The organism is Larkinella fluvii (assembly GCF_051857545.1).
Taxonomy (GTDB): domain Bacteria; phylum Bacteroidota; class Bacteroidia; order Cytophagales; family Spirosomataceae; genus Larkinella.
The window spans coordinates 43,772-64,107 of sequence record NZ_JBPZHB010000010.1 but is presented as its reverse complement, the minus strand read 5'-3'; the positions used below and the strand labels follow the sequence as shown (position 1 = coordinate 64,107).

Here is a 20,336-nt window from a genome sequence, read left to right as displayed (position 1 = left end):
CCGTTCCCAAGATTGTAGACGCCAAACCGAGCAAAGTCGTTACGGAAAAACCGGATATCGCCAGCAAGTACCTCCGGCACGCCTGGAGTGCTCAGCATAATCATTTGCTATTAACATCGGACCCCCTCCGGGGTCAATAATCTCACAGTTTGCGTTAAATTTAAATCAATTGGAGGAACGGGGACAGAAAGCAAAAGTCCTACATCAGAAGAACCTTTATGAACCAACCATCAACTCCCTCCTACGACGTCATTATCATCGGTGGCAGTTACGCCGGACTAAGCGCGGCCCTCGTCTTGGGCCGTTCCTTGTGGACAGTCCTGGTACTCGATAGCGGCCAGCCCGCCAACCGACAGACGCCCCACTCCCACAGTTTCCTGACCCGCGACGGCGAAACACCCGCCGAATTGACGCGGATCGCCCGGGAGCAGGCCCTTGCCTACCCGACCGTCAGCCTGCGGGAAGCGACGGTTACCACCGTTCAGCCATTGGATTCTTCGTTTCAGGTGTACACAAACGACGGCGGAGTATTCACCGCCAAACGGCTCATTCTAGCGACCGGTTTGTCCGACGTTCTACCAGCGATTCCCGGTTTTGCCGAATGCTGGGGCATTTCGGTCTTGCATTGCCCGTTTTGCCACGGCTATGAAGTGAAAGACCAGGTTGTCGGGGTACTGGGCAATGGCGATGAGGGATTCGGATTGGCGAAATTGATCCACCACTGGAACCCGGGACTGACCTTGTTCACCAATGGCCCATCCACCCTGACCCCGGAACAAACCGCCAAACTACACCAACACGCCATTCCGATTATCGAAACCCCGCTGGTGGCCCTGCAACACCGAAACGGTCAGCTCGATGCGCTGAAACTGGCCGATCAATCGGTGAAACCTTTACAGGCCCTGTATGCGCGCCCGGCGATGCAGCAGTCGAACGATCTGGCGCTGCAATTGGGCTGTGAACTCGATGAGATGGGAATGATCCAAGTCGATGGATTTGGCAAGACCAGCGTTGAGGGGGTGTTTGCCGCCGGCGATAACCAGACTATGATGCGGCAGGTACTGATCGCAGCTACCAACGGACTGCGGGCGGCTGTGATGATCACGCGGGAACTGATGGAGGAAAAATTCTGAATGGGTTGCGGGATGAAGAAAAATTAATTTCAGGTTCAGGTTGGCCTTAAAGCGCGTCGTTAGTTTTGCTACCGTAATCACCAGTAAAGAACAACTACGAATGAAAACCAACGCAAAACTCATGACCGGCCTGTTACTGACAGGCAGCCTGCTGGCCCCTCATCTGTACGCCCAAACCGCTCCGGATCAGCCCAATGGACCCGAAGTAACCACCCTCTCCCCCGGTTTGTCGCCACCCGCCTTCGATCAGCCACGACCGGAAAGGCCCGGTCGGCACCCCGGCCACCGACCCGATCGTCGGGAAGCCCGTGGACCACTGGGACGGCGGGAAGGGCTGACGGCACTGACCACGGTGACCGGAACCGTCGGTCAGTTGACGGGCAATGACGATTTTATTTTGAACGGTTTTACACTTAAAAATGCGTCCGGAACCGTCACAACGGTGAAATTTCCGGCGCACCTCGGTCAGTCGGTTCAGCAGGCGGTTAAAGCCGGTAGCAACGTCAGTGTCACCGGTTTTACTGAAACCAGCCACAGGGGTGAAGCCAACTTCCGGATGACGAGCCTGACGGCGGGTAAAACAACAGTGAACGACGCTCCTCCAGCGGCATTGCCCACCCCACCCGCCATGCCGACGATGAGTACCGTCACCGGGAAAATCGCGGATTACCAGCTCGACCGCGAAGGACGCGTCAACGGGTTGATTTTATCCACCCCGGGCGATGCGAAAACGATTGTTCGCATTCCGTCGAACGTAGTCGCTCAACTGTCGAATCTGGCGACCAAAGGCAGCACGATTACCGTGCAGGGTTTTGCCAAAATTCCACACGAAGGACAGGTGCAACTCGAAAAAGCGACCATTCTCCGCGCATCGGTGTTGACCATCAACGGCCAGCAGTATCTGGTCCGGTAAGTCCCGTTTTCAAAATCGCTCCGGCTTGAGGAAAGGCCGGAGCGGTTTTGTTTTGGCCTGAATCTCTCCTACTTTTAGCCGCCACCTGCATCCGTTGCATTTCTGCGTTTTTCATGAAAATTCTGGTTATCGAAGACGAGCGCAAACTGGGCCGGTTTATCAAACAGGGCCTGGAACAGAACGGCCACGTCGCCGACCTCACACACTCCGGTTCCGAAGGACTCGACCAGTTGGCCGGTGGTCTGTACGACCTGGTGCTGCTCGATCTGATGTTGCCGGGTCAAACCGGTTTTGAGGTACTGAAAAACCTCCATGCTTTTGGGTTAACCGTGCCGGTGATGATCCTGTCGGCGCTGAGTGATCCGGCCACGGTGGTGCAGGGCCTGGACCTGGGTGCGGTCGACTACCTCCGCAAACCGTTCGATTTTGACGAGTTGCTGGCCCGAATCCGCATTCTGCAACGCCGGACGACCACCAGCGACAACGTGGTGCTGCGGGTGGCCGATCTGGAAATGCGGCTTATTTCGCACGAAGTTATCAAAGGCGGCACCAGCCTGAACCTGACCAACCGAGAATTTGCCCTGCTGGAACTGCTGCTGCGCCGGGCCGGGCAATTGATTACCAAAAACGAAATCGCCGAAAAAGTCTGGTCGGTCGACTACGATATGGGCAGCAACGTGATTGAAGTACACATTTACCAACTGCGTAAAAAGCTGGATGCGAGCGGGATAGTGGGGCTGATCGAAACGCAGGTGGGTCGGGGCTATCGACTCAAAACGCCATGAGCTTACGCAGCCGGATCGTACTGGCCGTGCTGGCGGTTTTTGCCCTCATCAGTGGAGCCGCAGGATACCTCATGCTCACCCGCGCCGAAGCCGGTTTGCAACGGGCTTTCGACCGCGCCACCCAAACCCGGGCGGCCTGGCTCCTGGCGCTCGTCAGTGTCGACCCCGTCGTGATTCCGTTGCCCACCGAAACCGAGCGAATGCGGGTGGTTTACCGCAGCTACGGCCAGCGTCGCGAGTTGTTCCGCAGCCCCGGTTTTCCGGACGAAACCGCCCCTCCTTCTAACCGATTCTCCCACCGATCCATCACCGTCGAAGGGACACCCGTTCAAACGCCCGAAGGGCAGCTTATTCTGACGCTGGCGGTGCCGGACAAAAGCTTGCGACAGGACATCGGACGACTTCGGTGGGTGTTCGGGCTGAGCTGGGGCCTCAGCCTGATCCTGGCTTTCGGAGCGGGGTATGGCGTAGCGGGCTGGCTCCTGCAGCCCATCCAACGCATTGTCAATCAAGTCGATGCGATCAATAATACCAGCGCCATCGACCCGATCGAACTGCCCAAAACCCGCGATGAACTTTATCATCTCACGGCGACCTTAAACCGGATGCTGGCCCGGATTCGGGAAAGCGTCGAGGGGCAGCGGCATTTTTTCGGGGCAGCCGCGCACGAACTTCGCACACCCCTGACGGTGATGAAAACCGGTTTGCAGGTGACCTTGAAACAGAGCCCGCCCGATGCCGCAACTACGGCTTTTTTGGGCGGTCAACTGGAAGAAGTGAGCCGATTGACGCGCCTGATCAACGAGTTTCTGACGCTGAGCCAGCCCGATACCATCGCGCCGGTTCTCAAGCTTTCCGCCGTCGATCTTCCTGAATTACTGGACAACTGCCTGCGACAACTGGCCTCGCTGACGGCGGAGTATGGCGTCACGACGGTTTTCGACCGCAACGGTTTCTCCGACGCCATTTTACAAACGGATGCCCTCAAACTGGAACACATCCTGTTGAATCTGATCGAAAATGCCGTCAAATACGCAGTTTCGGACAGTGTTGTCACCATCCGGCTCCAAAATTCCGGGCAGTGGCAGGTTCGGATTGAAAACCGGACAATTCGGGAGAGTGGCCCGACGCTCGATTTGCGACAAGCCTACTACCGGGCCGATCCGTTCAAAGAAGGCCACGGTCTGGGACTCTGGATTACGCACCGCTTAACCACGCTCCTGGGTGGAACCCTGCAACTGGACTGGAAATCCCACACCTTTACCAGCGAGTTGAGCTTGCCGGTTTCGAACCCGGATTCATCAACCATTAATCCGTGATCTTCACCCGTTTGGCTTTGGTCGGCAGCCAGACCTGCATCGGACTTTTGCCGCGATTGGCCCAGACGTAATACGGAATGGCCGTAATTTTCTTCCTTTCCGTCACCACACCCGCACCATCCGCCGACGGCCCTACCACCGGCACCTCGGCCTGAATCGCTACCACCGGTTCCGTGCTGACCTGATACGCCTGGGTTGTAAACGTCGTTTGATCGGGCACCAGTAGGTTCCATGCCTGGCCGTTGTTGTCGGCGCCTTCCACGCAATAGACCAACGGCCCGCGCTGTATGGCGACCCGGTCATTGGCGGCCACCAGTTCTTTTTTCGCGACGACCCGCTTCACGTCCATCGGCAGTGTCAGCTCGATCACATCGCCTTTCTGCCACGTCCGGTTCACCACCACGTAGCCGTTTTCTTCCCGGTAATCGACCGGTTTTCCGTTCAGATTGACGGTAATTTTCGCCGGACTCTCTTCCTGAAAACGGTAGAGATCACCCGGCACCGGCACGTTGCTAACCCAGCCCGGAATCCGCAGATGCAGGGCGTAAGACGTCTTTTTGGCCGGCGTCACGGTTAGTTTCACACTACCGTCCCACGGATAATTCGTATCCATCTGAACCGGAACGTCGGTTTTGCCAATTTTCAGCGTTGTGTTGCTGCCAATGTACAGATTGACCCAAAGCCCAGAATCGTTTTTGCCATAAATATAGTCGCCGAGCGACGCCACCAGCCGGGCAATGTTCGACGGGCAGCAGGCCGTTCCGAACCAGGCACTCCGGGCCGTATTCCCACTGGAAGCCAACGGATTACCGTAGAAAAACCGGTCACCACTCAGGCTCAGGCCGTCGAGCGCCCCGTTATACAGACTCCGTTCCAGCACGTCGATGTATTTGGCCTCGCCGGTAAGCAGGTTCATCCGCTGGTTCCAGAAAACCATTCCGACCGACGCGCAGGTTTCGCAATACGCCGTTTCGTTGGGCAGGTCATAATCCAGTGAAAACCCTTCGTTTTGACCCGACGAGCCAATGCCACCCGTGATGTACATGTTGCGGTACACAACATCTTCCCAGACGGTTTTCATGGCGTTCATGTAGCCCGCGTCACCGGTGGTGGCTGCTACATCGGCGGCTCCCGTGTAAAGGTACATCGCGCGAACCGCGTGTCCGGTAATCTCCTTCTGATTCTTTACGGGTATGGCATCCTGGCAGTACTCCGGCGTCTTCCACTGGTCCCAGATCTTGCCGACGCCGAAGCCCCGCCCGCGCTGATCGAGAAACCAGTCGGCCAGTTTCAGATACCGGTCATTTTTAGTCAGGTGATACAACTTCATCAACGCCAGTTCAATTTCCTGATGACCGCTCACCCAGTGGCGGTTGGGTTGCCGGAAGGTGACGTCGAGGTGGTCGGCAAAACGAATGGCGACATCCAGCAACTTCCGTTTTCCGGTGGTGTTGTAATAGGCTACGGCGGCTTCGATGAGGTGGCCCGCACAGTAGTCTTCGTGCTTTTCCATATCGGTCCACCGCTGGTTTAAACCGACGAGTGAATAATACGTATTGAGATATCCGTCAGGCTGTTGGGCGGCTGCGATCTTGTCGATCCACTCATCGGCTTTCTTTTCAAGTTCGGCGTCGGGGCGGTTTTTCAGCGAATAGGCAATGGCTTCCAGGGCTTTGTAGACATCGCTGTCGTCGTAATAAACGCCTTCGTGTTTTTCGTGCTTTCCACGCTGCACTTTCTCAAAATTCCGGATGCGTCCCGTCTTTTCTTCCGTCTGAAAAATGCAGGCCTGCAAGGTGGCCGTGGCGACTTTATCGAGCTTCGGACGCCAGAACCGGTCGGTGATGTTGACCTGCGAAAAACTGACGGGTTCGAAGCGTTTGACCGGTATTTGCGCATCGGCGATCAGACTTGCCGTCGTAGTCAAAACCGCAGCAAAAAATCGAAATCGGGTGATCATGGGGTTCAGAAAGGGTTAGGAATACCGTGAAGGGATGCTCAAAAATAGAACTTGAAACGGATTATTTCTATGGCAAGCGCGGCTAATGGCGTAAATTGCGGAACAGTCTACCCAACAACCTTCGTCGGTCACCCATGCTCAACCTTTCGGCTCCTTCTGCGTATTGTCTGGAAACGGTGACGATCCCCACATTAACCGACGGAATCCTCTTCAAACACAGTGCAGCATCCGCCTTTTCCACAGGGAGTTACACGGACGTCATCGCGGTTGAACTGGCCGTCGATCAGGGCACCTTTGCCATTCTGTCCCGGGACATTCAGCGTACGGAAGTAGTCGTCAGTCAGTCGGAAGAAGCCCTCTGCATTTCCTGTTCGTGTCTGGCTCCGAAAGACCGGTTGTGTGAACATCAGGTTCAGGTTTTATCGGCGATTGTCAGACGAAAGGAATTTCGGATCTTTTTTGATCAGGTCCTGCGGTATGAAGCCATCAAACCGGTCGCCAGAGACTACGGTCTGGAGAGTGAGAGCCAACTGGATGCGTTTTTCCAGGTAGACTACGAGAATAAAACCCTCACGATCAAACCCAATCGACCGGAATTACTGCGATTCAATCAGGCCGACAAAGCGTTGCTGGTGTCGACCCTGGTACCAAAACCGGGTCGGCCGGAGCTGATTCTGGAAGAAACGACGTCGAAGCTCAAGCGAATTGTCGTCTTTACGAAACACCGGTATTCCGATCATTTCGGGCTGGAATTGTTCGACGCGCCAACGACGCGGGAAGGGAACGTAAAAAATCCGCTCACCCCGGTACAGCCGCTGGAAGCGATCAACCGGATTGAGCATCTGAACGAATTAAAATTCTATTCGGCGCTCGCCCGATTTCAGCATACCCACCGCAGCAAAAAGACCGAATCCGACCTGAAAGCATTGCGGTTTGTGGCCGAAAACCCCGGAAAACTGGCTTTTTATTACCATGCGATCAGCGTTTCTGAAAACATTTCTTCCCAGTCGCTCATCCCGGTAAAGCTCAAAATTCTGGTGGGCGACCTGCGGTTGTGGGTTCGTCAGGTCGATCAGTTTTACGAAATCCGGGGTTCGCTCGTGCTGGAAGGTACCACGCAGGAACTCCACAAACTCGTTCTCAAATACGATTACTTCATTCTGCTTCACGACACGCTGCACCTCATCGATAACCCTGACTATCTGCGGGTTATTGAGTTTTTTAGCAAGAAAAGTACCCGAATCGTTCTGCACCAGTCGAAGTACAGCGAATTTCAGGAAGCGGTTTTGGCTAAACTGGAAAACCAGATTCGGATTACCTATTCGTATCTGCAACCGGCAACACCTACCCAGCTCGAAGAAAACGGCTTTAATCTGGAACGCGAATACCTGCTGTATCTGGCCGACTCCCAAGATTACGTCATTCTGACGCCGGTCATGAAATACGGAACCGTTGAGGTGCCGGTATTGTCCAAAAAACAGATTTACTCTGTCGATAGCCAGGGAAAACCGTTTACGGTGGAGCGCGACGACGAAGCGGAAATTCAGTTTACGATGGCGATTGCCAGCCAACACCCTGATTTTCAGAGCCAGCTTGGCCGACATGAATTTTATTTACACAAAAGCCAGGTGCTGGATGAAAACTGGTTTCTGGACGCTTTCGATGCCTGGAACAGCCAGAACATCCGGGTTCTCGGTTTCAATTCCCTGAAAAACAACCGCCTGAATCCCCACAAGGCCAAGGTGTCGGTGGTGGTCAACAGTGGTCTGAACTGGTTCGAAACGCAACTGGGGTTGTCATACGGCAAGCAGCAGGTTTCTCTGAAACACCTCCACAAAGCGATCAAAAACAAGAGCCGGTTTGTGCCGCTAGACGACGGAACGCAGGGACTGTTGCCCACCGAATGGCTCGAGCGGTTTTCGGCCTATTTTCAGGCGGGTGAGGTGGTGAATGACGTGATCCGGACGCCCCGGATTCGTTTTTTGGACTTGCGAAAGGTGTATGACGACGGGCAACTCAGCAGCGGGGTTTCGGACGAAATCAAGACGCTGGCCGCCCAATTCGCCGACTCCCCATCCATTCCGCCCGTTGCAGTCCCCGACGAGTTGCACGCTACGCTCCGGGATTACCAGAAAGAGGGCGTTTACTGGCTGAACTTCCTGGACGAACTGGGATTTGGCGGCTGCCTGGCCGACGACATGGGCCTCGGAAAAACGCTCCAGATCCTGGCTTTTTTGCTGGTGCAGAAAGCCAAAAACCGCACCCGGGCCAACCTGGTCGTGGTGCCGACCTCCCTCCTGTTCAACTGGCAGGCCGAGGTGGCGAAATTTGCGCCCACGCTCCGGCTGTACACCTTCTACGGAACCAATCGCAGCCTGAAGAAGAAAGACATCGACCAGTACGACATCATTCTGACCTCCTACGGCACGCTGTTGTCAGACATCCGGTTTCTGAAAGACCATACGTTCAATTGCATCGTTCTGGATGAGTCGCAGGCCATCAAAAACCCGGAATCGCAACGCTATCAGGCGGTTATGCTGTTGCAATCGCGTATCCGGTTTGTCCTGACCGGAACGCCCATTGAAAACCATACCTTCGATCTGTTCGGGCAGCTTTCGTTTGCCTGTCCGGGTTTGTTGGGCAATTACCACTATTTTCGGGCGCATTATTCCACGCCCATCGACAAATTCGATGATCGGAAACGCGCCCGCGAACTTCAGCAGAAAATCAGCCCGTTCATTTTGCGCCGAACCAAAGCGCAGGTCGCCACCGAATTACCCGACAAGACGGAGATGATTCTGCACTGCGAAATGGGACCCGACCAACGGAAAGTCTACGACGCTTACGAACGTGAATTCCGTACGTTTCTGCTGACGACGCAGGACGGCGACATTCCCCGGGAGCGCCTGCATGTGTTGCAGGGACTCACCAAACTGCGGCAGATTTGCAACTCGCCGATGTTGCTCAACGACGATGAATTTTATGGCGACGCGTCGGCCAAGATCGACATGCTGATCGAGCAGATTGAAAACAAATCACCGCAGCACAAAATTCTGGTTTTTTCGCAGTTCGTCACCATGCTCGACCTGATCCGGAAAGAACTGGAAAACAGACAGATTGGCTTCGAATACCTCACCGGCCAAACCACCAACCGGGAAGCCTGCGTCACCCGGTTTCAAACCGACGAAACCGTCCGGGTGTTTCTGATTAGCCTGAAAGCGGGCGGAACGGGCCTTAATTTAACCCAGGCCGACTATGTTTATCTGGTCGATCCGTGGTGGAACCCGGCGGTGGAAAACCAGGCCATCGACCGAAGTTACCGCATAGGTCAGAAGAAAAATGTGGTGGCCGTGCGTCTGATCTGCCCGGATACCATCGAAGACAAAATTCTTCAGCTTCAGGAATCTAAAAAAGACTTGGCCGATCACCTCATCAAAACCGACTCGTCCATTCTGAAATCACTGAATCGAACCGATTTACTGAGTTTGTTGCATTGATCTAATTATCGTTAATTCCATTGAAATGTCTATCAGTCCGTTACTTTCTTTACAAAATGCCACCGTTCGCCGGCCCACCGGCCTGGTTTTACAGAACCTGACTTGGACGCTGAAACCTGGTGAACACTGGGCGGTTCTGGGGCCTACGAGTTCGGGAAAAAGTACGTTCCTCGATGCCCTGAGCGGGCGGTTGCCCGTGGCGAGTGGCGCGTATGCTCACCCGGTGGGTGTTTTGCGGGAAGTGGTGGAGCAGGTGGCGAATGATTACCGTTTCGACCGGCAGGTGGCTTCGTCGGCCCGGTACTACCAACAGCGGTTCAACGCTGATTCGGCGGAAGAATCGCCGACGGTTTGGGAGGTTTTGCAACACCGGATCAAGCCCACCGGAACCGTCAATGAACAGTCCGTCGAATTACCGCCACCGGCTTTTCCGGAAGATTGGCTGGCCGAAGTAGCTGACTGGGTGCATATTACGCACTTGCTGGATCGGCACCTTACCTCCCTTTCCAACGGTGAAACCCGCCGGACGCTGCTGGCCCGCTCGCTCCTGCGCCGTCCCGAAATTCTGCTGCTCGACAACCCGTTCGGCGGTCTGGACGTGGACAGCCGCCAACGGCTGCACGGGATTTTGAACCGGATTGCCGCCGAAGGAACGACGCTGGTACTGGTGACGACACCCCGCGAAATTCCGGATTGCATCACGCACGTTGCTGAATTGACAGACGGCCAAATCAGTTGGCAGGGACCAAAAGCCGAACGACCCGCACTGCCCGAATCCGCCCCCGAAACCCTGACCGACCCGGCCCTGCTTCCCCGCTGGCTGAATACGTCCGCCATTTCGTTCCATAATGCGATCGGGATGCGGAATGTTACGGTGAGTTACGGCGAGAAAGTGGTGTTGAACGCGATCAACTGGGAAGTGAAACGGGGTGAAAAATGGGCGGTTTTGGGACCTAACGGTTCAGGAAAATCCACCTTGCTGAGTTTGATTACGGCCGACAACCCGCAGAGCTACCGCAATGATTATGAACTGTTTGACCGAAAACGCGGCACCGGCGAAAGCATCTGGGATATCAAACGGAACATTGGTTTTGTGTCGCCGGAACTACACCTGTATTTTCCCCGCGAGCAACCGGTCTGGAAAGTGGTGGCTTCCGGCCTGTTCGACACGGCGGGACTTTTTCGCAAATTGACCCCAGACCAAACTGAACAAATGGAATTTATGCTGGACTTGCTGCGCATCCAGCCCCTGCGCGACAAGCGGCTGGCGCAACTCTCGACGGGAGAACAACGCTGGGTGTTGCTGGCCCGCGCTCTGGTGAAAAACCCTCCCCTGCTCGTGCTGGACGAACCCTGCCAGAACCTCGATCCGGCTCACATCGCCCGGTTCCGGGATTTAGTCGATGAACTATGCCAGTCGCCGGAACGGACGCTGCTGTATGTGTCGCACTACGCCGAGGAAATTCCGACCTGCGTGACGAAGGTGCTGCGGCTGGATGCTGGGAAAGGCACAATTGATCCGTTATGACCCACACAAACCGGTTGGAATTCTGTGGTCGTAACCACCGAACACTCAATAAGTCTGTTATTCAAAACCGCCGGTAAGTATCTTTCTGTCAGCATACAACCTGACGATTATGGCGACTAAAACCGTAACTTTCCTCTACCTCACCGGTATCAAAAGCTCCCTATTCTCGAATGCTTTCCTGCGCGGAAGCTGGGACGAAACCGGCCACTATTCCGATCTCTGGACCGATACGCCCATGCTGGAAATCACCGGCGACGATGGCTGTCCGGCGTTTCAGGCAACCGTCCCGCTTCAGGACGATGGCGACGAAACCTTTTTTCACTGGGGCGTCAGGCTGGATGGCCCCGAGCGACCGAACCAATGGGGCATTCCGACGGAAGTTCCGAATCCATATTCCGTGGACCGGTTCCGTTCGTTTCGACTGAATGCCGAATCCGATAGCCAGACCGAACGGTATTACCTCACGTTCAGTCGGCGGTTGGGGGCCAACAAGGTGTATTCCGAAACCGACGCCGAACCGGGTCTTCAGTTCTCGGTGTGGGCGCCCAATGCGCAGGCCGTTCAGGTGGTTTTCGGGTTGCCGGATTCGGGCTATATTGCCAATGATGGAACCGGCATCGATCCAACCCGACCACCCATTCCGTTGAGAAAACCGTCCGACGACGGAATTTGGAAAAGTGCGATTCTGTCCGGATTTAAAACCTACGAGCGATTGCCCTATATGTATGAACTGGTGACTGCGCAGGGCGAAACCGTGTATCGAACCGACATCTTTTCCCGTAGCCAGATCGGCTGTGGAGCCATCAATCCGGAAAATAACCCAAGCTGGCCCGGCACCGTCGAAACCCTGGATGGTGCCATCAGTTGCAGTCTGATCATTGATCCCGACACCATCAGCCACGATTTCGAACCACCGGCCGGCCAACCGCCGGTTCTCGTTCCGGCCACTGAATTTTGGGCGGATGAATTTACGCCCAACCTGCCGCTTCCGGCACACGTGGACGATCTGGTGATTTACGAATTGCACATCGGCTCCCTCGGTTTCGGGAAAGACCAACCGGGCGACCTGACGGATGCGCTGGCTATGCTGGATTATCTAACGGCCCTGGGAATCAACACCATCGAACTGTTGCCGATGGCCGAATTTACCGGCAGCATTGCCTGGGGTTACGGCGGAACGCACCACTTTGTGATCGAATCCAGCGCCGGTGGGCGCGACCAATACCGCCATTTTGTGCGTGAATGCCACCGTCGAGGCATCGCCGTTCTCCAGGATGTGGTCTATAACCATTACAACTATGCCGCCGACCGCGCGCAGTGGCAGTATGATTCAACGCGGCCCGAAGACAACATCTATTACTGGTACGAAGGGCATTCGAGCGATTACGCGCATTCCGACGGCGGTTATCTCGACAACGGTTCGAGCGGCTGGACACCCCGGTTTTCGGAAGAAGTCGTTCGGCAGCAATTCATCAGCAGTGCGGCTTTTCTGATCGACGAAATGCACATCGACGGTTTGCGGGTCGATCTGACGCAGGCCATTCACCGCGACAATGTGCTCCACGCCAACGGCCATTCGGTGGGTCGCGCCAACCAGTTCGGGCAGAAACTGCTGCGCGAATGGAGCCGCACGCTGAAAATGATCCGCCCCAACGTCATGCTGATTGCGGAGGATCACACGGGCTGGGATGCCGTCACCAAACCGGCGGCTGGCGGTGGGCTGGGCTTCGACGCAACCTGGTACGTCGATTTCTACCACCACCTGATTGGCGACGCCAAAGGCCAGGATTCGAAAGCCCGGCTACTCGAAAAAGCCGGTTTTGGGTACAACGACCCCCTCCCCATGCGTCAGTTTGCGGCTTCGCTCCACCAGAGCCAGTACAGCACGGTGGTTTTTCACGAATCGCACGACGAAGCCGGGAACCACGACGGTCCGCTGGCGGAAAGCACGGCGCGGACGATGGTAGTGGCGGTCAACAATGCCGAGATGACGCCCACCACCCGGTTTTGGGCCGAAAGACGCTCCCGAACGGTTTTTGGTTTATCCCTGCTCTCCGCCGGTACACCGATGTTTTTCATGGGCGAAGAAATAGGCGCCAGGAATCGCTACAAATACGATACGTTCATCCATTTACGGGAAGATTTGCTGGGAGAACGCAGCGGTTCGGGTGCCAACATGTACCGGTTTTACCAGGATTTGATTGCCGTCAGCAAGCGACTCCAGTCCATCCGCAGCCGGAACATCGACATTCTGCACGCCCAGGACAACAGCCGGGTGATTGCCTTCAAGCGGTGGCTCGGCCATGAGCAGGTGCTGATCGTCGCCAGTCTGAACAACATGCCCTACGATCAATATACGATCCACAGCGATTCGTACCGGTTGCCCACGGGCGGCTGGAAGGAAATTTTCAACAGCGATTCTGAACTCTACGGCGGGGCCAATGTGGGCAATGGCGGGGCCATTCATCAGGCTGCAAATGGCTCCATTACGGTCGCCTTGCCAGCCAACGGGCTGGTGTTGTTTGTGTTGCAATGATCCGGTTGGGTTATCCGCCGAATAATCCGATCGTGTTATTCCCCGAATAATCCGGGAATGAATCATCCGTACCCCGGATTGCATCCGGGGCTAGTGATGTCAGCCCGTTGGGCTGGTTGTCGGTTGTGTTTCAGGGTTTTTCGGGGGCGGTGGCGACGGCAATTTTGGAATCGGCGGTGCCGTAATACAAAAACCACTGGCCTTTGTAGGGGACTAACCCTTCGATAAAACAAACGTGGTTGATCTGACCGACCATTTCGTAAGGCTGATCCGGTTTGAGGAAATAGGTTTCGGAGCGGTCGATGAGTTTGGTGGGCTCGCTGGCATCGAACAGCAACTGACCGGCCGCGTAGGTTCCATCCGGCAAATCCCGGTCGCCGTCTTTCCCGTGGTTCATGCCGTTATACAGCAACACAATACCGTTGGCAGTCAACAGGGCGGGTGGGCCGGGTTCAAGCAGGCGGTAATCGTGCTTGTCTTTCCGCCGTTCGGCCACCGCAAACAGTTTGCCGTTGGTGGTTTCGACGGGCGTCCAGTGGATGAGGTCCGGCGACGATGCGCAATACAGTTGCGGCTGATCACCCCAGTACATCCAGTATTTCCCGTTGATTTTCTCGGCCACCAACCGGCTCCCGATGCGTTTGCACACAATCGAACCCGACTTCGACCATTCGTTGCGGTATTTCAGATCATCGAACGCCAGCCCCTGTTTTTTCCAGTTGATCAGGTTTTTGGATGTTGCCACGCAAAGCCGGGCCTTGTCGCCGTCGTAGGCCGTATAGGTCATGATATAGACCCGGTTGGGGCTTTCCACAATCCGCGGATCTTCACAGCCGCCCTCCCATTCATACACCTTCATGGGGTCGTTGTCGGGGTAAAAAACCGGTTTGGGCCGTCGCTTGAAATGGATGCCGTCGGTGCTGACGGCCAACCCCAGCCGCGAGGTTCCGGCGTGTTTTCCGACGGTATCTTCTGCCCGGTAGATCATGCAGATTTTGCCTTTCCGCACCACCACCGCCGGGTTAAAGACGTCTTTCTCTTCCCAGCGCACGGTTTCACCCCGCAACGGACAATCAAAGGTGGTGTTTTTTTGGGCATCCAAAACCGGGTTAGCGGCATGTTGCTTCGTGAATTCGCCAATCATCCACGGTTTATAGGGCGACTGGGCGTAGGACGCGACGTGGAATACGAGGACGACAAGCGATAAAAAGGAACGATGTAACATGAGCAATTGCGAAAGTAATGATAGGAACACGGATGGAACGGATTGGACGAATTCACGCTGATTAAAATCCGTTTAATCCGCTCCATCCGTGTTCCCATCCAAAAATTCAATCCCAACATACAGGAATTTAGGTTAACAACCGCAATCAGCCGGTTCAGGTTATAAAAAACGCAGTTGATCCAACTATAACTTGAACCGCAAACCGATTCCCGCCAATTTTGAGTGACATAAACAACAACGACCAATGAAACGATTTTTTTTATTTGCAACGCTATTGGCAATTTTCGCCAGCGTTCTGTCCGGGTGTAACCGCGAAGACATCGGCCCACTGCAGGAAGGCGAGAAAGCTTTTTTGCTGACGGGTTTCGACCGCCTGGAAATGGGCAGCGGTTTTGATGTTACGCTGGAGAACGGCCCGGCTTTCAAGATCATGGCCAAAGGCGATCAGCGCAACCTGGATGATCTGGATGTAGAGGTCCGCAACGGCACCCTGTTCGCCGATTACCGCACGAACAAAAGCCGGAAGTACGCCACCGCCTTCACGATTATGATGCCGAACCTGCGGGGGGCAAAATTTTCGGGTGGGGTACATGCCAGCGTGAAAGGCTTTGCAAATCTGACCGACCTGGATATCGAACTTTCCGGCGGTGCGCATGGAACCTGGGAAGTGATCGCCACCCGGACCAAGGCGGTGGTGTCCGGCGGTTCGAAGCTGCAACTGATCGAGTCCAAAATTACGACGGGCGGTGATGATTCCATTACCAGTTTGATCAATCAGCTCACCGTCGATGCGTCCGGCGGCTCCCACGTCGAAGCCTTCGACTACGCGGCCAAGTCGGTGAACGTGAAAGCATCGGGAGCCAGCCACGCCGAAATTACCGCGACCCAATCGCTGACGGCGGAAGCCAGCGGGGCCAGCAAAATCCGGTACAAAGGCAATCCGGCCAACATCAATCAACGTGCCAACGACGCCAGTAAAATAGAGAAGTACTAAACCCTGACAGCGGCCCCGAGGCCCAGTCAGCGGTTAAAAGCCTCCCCAACTATACACACTACTGTCCACCCCATTCTGAAAAAAGCGAAAACCGCTGACAGGGCCGATGGCCGCTGTCGGGGTTTTCGCTGCATTTAAAGATTCATTTGCCGGTAAAATGGCAAAAAAAGGCAAATTTCCGTACCTTTGCACCTTCATTTCAACAAGGAGAGCAATCGAATGATTTCAGTACAAAACGTCTCACTCCGCTACGGCAAGCGGGTTTTATTCGACGACGTCAACATAAAATTCACCGCGGGCAACTGCTACGGGGTGATCGGCGCCAACGGAGCGGGCAAATCAACGTTTTTGAAAATCCTGTCGGGCGAAATTGAACCCCAGACGGGTTCGGTCGTCATCACGCCGGGCGAACGGCTTTCGGTGTTGAACCAGAACCAGTTTGCCTACGATGAGTTTCCGGTTTTGCAAACCGTCATCATGGGCAACAAACGCCTGTATGACATCATGCAGGAAAAGGACGCCCTCTACGCCAAAACCGACTTTACGGATGCCGATGGCGAGCGGGCGGCCAACCTCGAAGGCGAATTTGCGGAGATGAACGGCTGGGATGCCGAGTCGGACGCTGCTTCACTGCTGAGCGGTTTGGGCATCAAAGAAGACCTTCACTACAGCCAGATGGCCGATCTGAACGGTTCCGAAAAAGTGCGGGTGCTGCTGGCCCAGGCACTGTTTGGCAATCCGGACATTCTGCTGCTGGATGAACCGACCAACAACCTCGACGTCGAATCGAGCCTGTGGCTGGAAAACTACCTGGCCAATTTCAAGAATACCGTGATTGTGGTTTCTCACGACCGCCACTTTCTGGATCAGGTTTGTACGCAAGTCGTTGATATTGACTTCTCTAAAGTACGGCTTTTTACCGGTAACTATTCATTCTGGTATGAATCGAGCCAACTGGCCCTGAAACAACGCCAGGATCAGAACAAGCGGACGGAAGACAAACGCAAGGAACTGGAGGAATTTATCCGGCGGTTTTCGGCCAACGCTTCCAAGTCGAAACAGGCCACCAGCCGGGCGAAATTACTCGAAAAGCTGACGCTCGACGACATTGCGCCTTCGTCCCGGAAGTATCCCTACATCAATTTCAAACCGGAACGCGAACCCGGCGACCAGATTCTGAACGTCGAAAACCTGACCTACACGAGCGAAGACGGCGCCCGGCTGTTCACCAACCTGTCGTTCTCGATGCGCAAGGGCGACAAGGTGTTCCTGTTCAGCCGCGACGGTCTGGCCGTCACGGCCCTGTTCGATATACTGGCCGGTGAACGCAAAGCCGATTCGGGCGAATTCAAATGGGGCGTTACCATCACGCCGTCGTATTTTCCGAACGACACCGGTCGCGATAAATATTTCCAAAATGACCTGAACCTGGTGGACTGGCTGCGGCAGTTTTCCGTGGAGAAAGACGAAAGTTTCATCCGTGGTTTTCTGGGCCGGATGCTGTTTTCGGGCGAAGAGTCGCTGAAAAAGTCGACGGTTTTGTCCGGGGGCGAAAAAGTGCGGTGTATGCTTTCCAAAGTCATGCTTTCGGGTGCCAACCTGCTGTTGTTGGACGAACCGACCAACCACCTCGACCTCGAATCCATTACGGCCCTCAACAACGGCCTGATCGACTTCAAAGGTCCGATTTTGTTCACCTCGCATGACCACCAGTTCGGCGAAACCATCGCCACCCGCATCATCGAAATTGCCCCGAACGGCCACCTCGATAAACTGATGACCTACGACGAGTACCTCACAGATGAAAACGTGAAGCAACAACGCGAAGCGCTTTATAAATAAGGTTTTCAGTTTATGGTTTACGGTTGCTGACGCATTCTACATTCGCTATTCTCTATTCAATATTCATTATTGATGAATGCAGCAGCAACCGTAAACCATAAACTGAAAACCGTATACCGTACCCCTCAATCCACTCTTCCTTTCTCCGCATCAGCGGCATTGTCGTTGTGCCGGCGTTTCCGGGCGAAGGTTTCCTTGCCAAACCGGTACGAAAAGGCCACCCCAATCCGACGCGTATCGGTGATCTGGGTATGAAAAGCATCGGCCTGTTTCAGGCTGACCGTTCGGTCTTTTAAATTCCACGAATGAAACAGATCCTCGGCTAACAACCGAACACTTCCTTTGTCTTTTAATACTTTCTTTTGCACTGCCAGATTGATCCGGTAACGCGGATTTGTTATCCTTTGTCCATTCAAATCTTTGGTAACATAAAAACCGGTTACCTCGCCATTCCAGCCTTTATCAAATTTCAATTGATTGACAAGATTCATTCTGGCCTGGTAGATTTCAGGGTTAAGTTTTTCAGAATAAGTCACTCCGTTTAATGCCATATGGGCAATGGTTAAGTTGGCATTTAATGTCCACCATTTTGTGAGCGATTGATTCAGATTGGTTGCCATTGCCAGAATGCGACCGCTTGCCACGTTGTTCGGACTGGTGATAAAAATGTCATCAATGGCTTGTGTCGTCTGGAAAATCACATCGGTAAACTGATTGTATTGCAACGCAATGCCGAAGTTATTTTTATGCTGGTACTTCAATTCATACTGAAAATGGTATTGCGGTTTCAACAGTGGATTTCCGGAAATATAGGAATACGCATCCCGGTAAAATAAAAACGGATTCAGCAGTTGGTAATTGGGGCGATTGATCCGACGGGCTATGCTCAATGCCAGGGTGTTATTTCCCAAACTATCCAGCTTGTACCGAAAAAAAGCCGTTGGAAATAACCGCGTGTAGTTTTTATCGAACGTGGTTGCTTTTACTTCCGCATTTCCCAACTGACGACCGTTCACCAGCGTATTTTCCAGGCGAAAACCGAGTTGGGCGGCCATCCGTTTCCACTCTTTGCGGCTGTTGAGGTAAGCTGCCTGGATGGTTTCCCGGTAGATGAAATGGTTGGATTTGCCATAATCCGGCGTCTGAACGTTGCCTGATACAGCATAATAGTGGGAATCATTATCCGTGGTAACAAAACTGGATTTAAAACCGGCTTCCACAACGGCCTTATTTTTTAAGGGATGCACGTAATCGGCTTTGGCCGTATAAATGGCGATTTCCGAGGGCAGATTATACAGAAAGTCCCTGCGGTTCGTAAATGATCCGTCGGCGCTGCTGATCATCGTAGTGAGTCGTTGTTCGCCCGTTGTCAGGTGGGTAATGTAGTTGACATCGGCAGTGAGTTCCCGGCCCTCCGGGTTGAATTTATGCTGAAAATTCCCATTTACTCCCACATTACGCCAGTTGAAATGACCATTTGTGTAGCCATTTCCAAGCGAGTCTAAAACAGAATTAGCCCCTCTGTTTTTACTGAAATAATCAAGCCTCTCCTGCTTGGAGCGATTCTGAAAATTAACAACAAAACCGTAGGTTGTTTTGGACGAAACTGCATAATCAATACCCAGACGAGTCATAATTCCGGGAACGGTATACGTAAGATTATTCCGTAAATCGACCGATGAGTTAATGGATGAATTCTCATTGTAAAAAATTCGGTTATACGAATCATCTGCGTAATCAGCATCCCGGCTATACCCCAAACTACCAAACAGGTTTATCTTCTTACGGTTATAATTGACGTTGATTACATTATTGGTTCGTGCTGTCACGCCCTGGCTATAACTGGCGGAAATATCCCCAACAAAGCCCTGCACCCGGTTTTTTTTCAGACGAATGTTAATGATACTCGTGCCAGCCGCATCGTATTTGGCGGGCGGGTTGGTCATCAGTTCAATTTTATCCAGCGAACCGCCGGGCAATGACTTCAGATACGACGCCAAATCCGGCCCGGACAGGTAGGTCGGCCGACCGTCGATCAAAACCAGTACACCAGCTTTTCCATTCAGGCTGATTTCGCCATCGGTGCCGACCGTGACACCCGGCGTTTTTTCGAGCACTTCCAGCGTATTACTGCCAATACTGGAAATCATCGCATCTACATTGACGACGGTTTTGTCAATCTCCTGCTCAATCAAGGGTCGTTTGGCCACTACGACCACTTCGTTTAGCATTGTTTTTGAAGGCGTTAAAATAATCACCGGCAACGAAACCTCCGGGTGCTGGTCATCGATGGTCAGGGGACCACTCCGGTAATCGTTGCTGCCAACGCTTGACACACGCAGAATATACCGGTTAGTAGTCAGGTTTTTAAGCTCAAATTTACCATTCCCGTTGGTGATTTCACCCTGTACCAGGGTCGAGTCGGAAGCGCTTAGCAAACTCACGGTCGCGCCCGGTACGGTTTCATTTTGGGAATCTTTAACGACTCCGCGAATGGTTTTAGGAGTTACCTGAGCCAACGCTGAAAAGGCAATAAGCAGGAAGAGGATGGAAAAAAAAGACTTCATAGTGTAGTCGTTCTAACGGCAATTGTCATACTTGCCG

12 protein-coding genes are annotated in these 20,336 nt (G+C 53.9%); 9 read left to right on the top strand and 3 right to left on the bottom strand.

Going from position 1 to position 20,336, the window contains the following annotated elements; genetic code table 11:
* Positions 1 to 218: 218 nt before the first annotated feature.
* The 4 genes from ACS5NO_RS25630 (at position 219) to ACS5NO_RS25615 (ending at position 4,150) form a co-directional block, all read left to right on the top strand.
* The gene (locus tag ACS5NO_RS25630) at positions 219 to 1,133 is read left to right on the top strand and encodes an NAD(P)/FAD-dependent oxidoreductase (protein ID WP_439417768.1); all 915 of its coding nucleotides are present in this window, start codon (positions 219 to 221) and stop codon (positions 1,131 to 1,133) included.
* 100 nt (positions 1,134 to 1,233) lie between these two features.
* On the top strand, positions 1,234 to 2,046 hold the full coding sequence (locus ACS5NO_RS25625; RefSeq protein WP_439417767.1) for a hypothetical protein: 813 nt from the start codon (positions 1,234 to 1,236) through the stop codon (positions 2,044 to 2,046).
* Positions 2,047 to 2,159: 113 nt separating this feature from the next.
* Positions 2,160 to 2,831 (top strand): response regulator transcription factor, encoded by a 672-nt coding sequence (locus ACS5NO_RS25620; protein WP_439417766.1) that lies wholly within the window; start codon positions 2,160 to 2,162, stop codon positions 2,829 to 2,831.
* Complete coding sequence (locus tag ACS5NO_RS25615) at positions 2,828 to 4,150, top strand: sensor histidine kinase (protein ID WP_439417765.1); 1,323 nt, start codon at positions 2,828 to 2,830, stop codon at positions 4,148 to 4,150. Before ACS5NO_RS25620 ends, ACS5NO_RS25615 begins: the two co-directional genes overlap by 4 nt.
* Here ACS5NO_RS25615 and ACS5NO_RS25610 read toward each other — a convergent pair.
* A complete protein-coding gene (locus tag ACS5NO_RS25610) occupies positions 4,140 to 6,110 on the bottom strand; it encodes a glycoside hydrolase family 127 protein (RefSeq protein ID WP_439417764.1) in 1,971 nt (656 codons plus the stop codon). The genes ACS5NO_RS25615 and ACS5NO_RS25610 overlap by 11 nt on opposite strands.
* Before the next feature lie 134 nt (positions 6,111 to 6,244).
* Between ACS5NO_RS25610 and ACS5NO_RS25605 the strand changes: the two genes are divergently transcribed.
* The 3 genes from ACS5NO_RS25605 to ACS5NO_RS25595 all read left to right on the top strand — a co-directional run bounded on the left by ACS5NO_RS25605 (position 6,245) and on the right by ACS5NO_RS25595 (position 13,671).
* Positions 6,245 to 9,607: a DEAD/DEAH box helicase gene (locus tag ACS5NO_RS25605; RefSeq protein WP_439417763.1), complete on the top strand. Its 3,363-nt coding sequence runs from the start codon at positions 6,245 to 6,247 to the stop codon at positions 9,605 to 9,607.
* A gap of 25 nt (positions 9,608 to 9,632) precedes the next feature.
* The gene (locus tag ACS5NO_RS25600) at positions 9,633 to 11,135 is read left to right on the top strand and encodes an ATP-binding cassette domain-containing protein (RefSeq protein ID WP_439417762.1); all 1,503 of its coding nucleotides are present in this window, start codon (positions 9,633 to 9,635) and stop codon (positions 11,133 to 11,135) included.
* 109 nt (positions 11,136 to 11,244) lie between these two features.
* On the top strand, positions 11,245 to 13,671 hold the full coding sequence (locus tag ACS5NO_RS25595; protein WP_439417761.1) for an alpha-amylase family glycosyl hydrolase: 2,427 nt from the start codon (positions 11,245 to 11,247) through the stop codon (positions 13,669 to 13,671).
* 130 nt (positions 13,672 to 13,801) lie between these two features.
* On the opposite strand, the gene ACS5NO_RS25590 is transcribed toward ACS5NO_RS25595, so the two are convergent.
* Positions 13,802 to 14,896 carry a glycoside hydrolase family 130 protein gene (locus tag ACS5NO_RS25590; protein ID WP_439417760.1) on the bottom strand — a complete coding sequence of 365 codons (1,095 nt, stop codon included), beginning with the start codon at positions 14,894 to 14,896 and terminating at the stop codon, positions 13,802 to 13,804.
* 244 nt (positions 14,897 to 15,140) lie between these two features.
* On the opposite strand from ACS5NO_RS25590, the gene ACS5NO_RS25585 reads away from it, so the two are divergent.
* Entirely contained in the window at positions 15,141 to 15,890 is a 750-nt protein-coding gene (locus ACS5NO_RS25585) for a head GIN domain-containing protein (protein WP_439417759.1), read from the top strand.
* Between the two features lie 219 nt (positions 15,891 to 16,109).
* Positions 16,110 to 17,732 carry an ABC-F family ATP-binding cassette domain-containing protein gene (locus tag ACS5NO_RS25580; RefSeq protein ID WP_150874586.1) on the top strand — a complete coding sequence of 541 codons (1,623 nt, stop codon included), beginning with the start codon at positions 16,110 to 16,112 and terminating at the stop codon, positions 17,730 to 17,732.
* A 125-nt stretch (positions 17,733 to 17,857) separates the two neighbouring features.
* Here the strand turns inward: ACS5NO_RS25580 and ACS5NO_RS25575 are convergent, their stop codons facing one another.
* Positions 17,858 to 20,299: a TonB-dependent receptor gene (locus ACS5NO_RS25575; protein WP_439417758.1), complete on the bottom strand. Its 2,442-nt coding sequence runs from the start codon at positions 20,297 to 20,299 to the stop codon at positions 17,858 to 17,860.
* Positions 20,300 to 20,336 lie beyond the last annotated feature (37 nt).

Coding starts and splice junctions, on each gene's coding strand:
- ACS5NO_RS25590 (WP_439417760.1), bottom strand. CDS start 14,896: ATGTTACATCGTTCCTTTTTATCGCTTGTCGTCCTCGTATTCCACGTC.
- ACS5NO_RS25620 (WP_439417766.1), top strand. CDS start 2,160: ATGAAAATTCTGGTTATCGAAGACGAGCGCAAACTGGGCCGGTTTATC.
- ACS5NO_RS25625 (WP_439417767.1), top strand. CDS start 1,234: ATGAAAACCAACGCAAAACTCATGACCGGCCTGTTACTGACAGGCAGC.
- ACS5NO_RS25585 (WP_439417759.1), top strand. CDS start 15,141: ATGAAACGATTTTTTTTATTTGCAACGCTATTGGCAATTTTCGCCAGC.
- ACS5NO_RS25610 (WP_439417764.1), bottom strand. CDS start 6,110: ATGATCACCCGATTTCGATTTTTTGCTGCGGTTTTGACTACGACGGCA.
- ACS5NO_RS25595 (WP_439417761.1), top strand. CDS start 11,245: ATGGCGACTAAAACCGTAACTTTCCTCTACCTCACCGGTATCAAAAGC.
- ACS5NO_RS25630 (WP_439417768.1), top strand. CDS start 219: ATGAACCAACCATCAACTCCCTCCTACGACGTCATTATCATCGGTGGC.
- ACS5NO_RS25575 (WP_439417758.1), bottom strand. CDS start 20,299: ATGAAGTCTTTTTTTTCCATCCTCTTCCTGCTTATTGCCTTTTCAGCG.
- ACS5NO_RS25615 (WP_439417765.1), top strand. CDS start 2,828: ATGAGCTTACGCAGCCGGATCGTACTGGCCGTGCTGGCGGTTTTTGCC.
- ACS5NO_RS25580 (WP_150874586.1), top strand. CDS start 16,110: ATGATTTCAGTACAAAACGTCTCACTCCGCTACGGCAAGCGGGTTTTA.
- ACS5NO_RS25600 (WP_439417762.1), top strand. CDS start 9,633: ATGTCTATCAGTCCGTTACTTTCTTTACAAAATGCCACCGTTCGCCGG.
- ACS5NO_RS25605 (WP_439417763.1), top strand. CDS start 6,245: ATGCTCAACCTTTCGGCTCCTTCTGCGTATTGTCTGGAAACGGTGACG.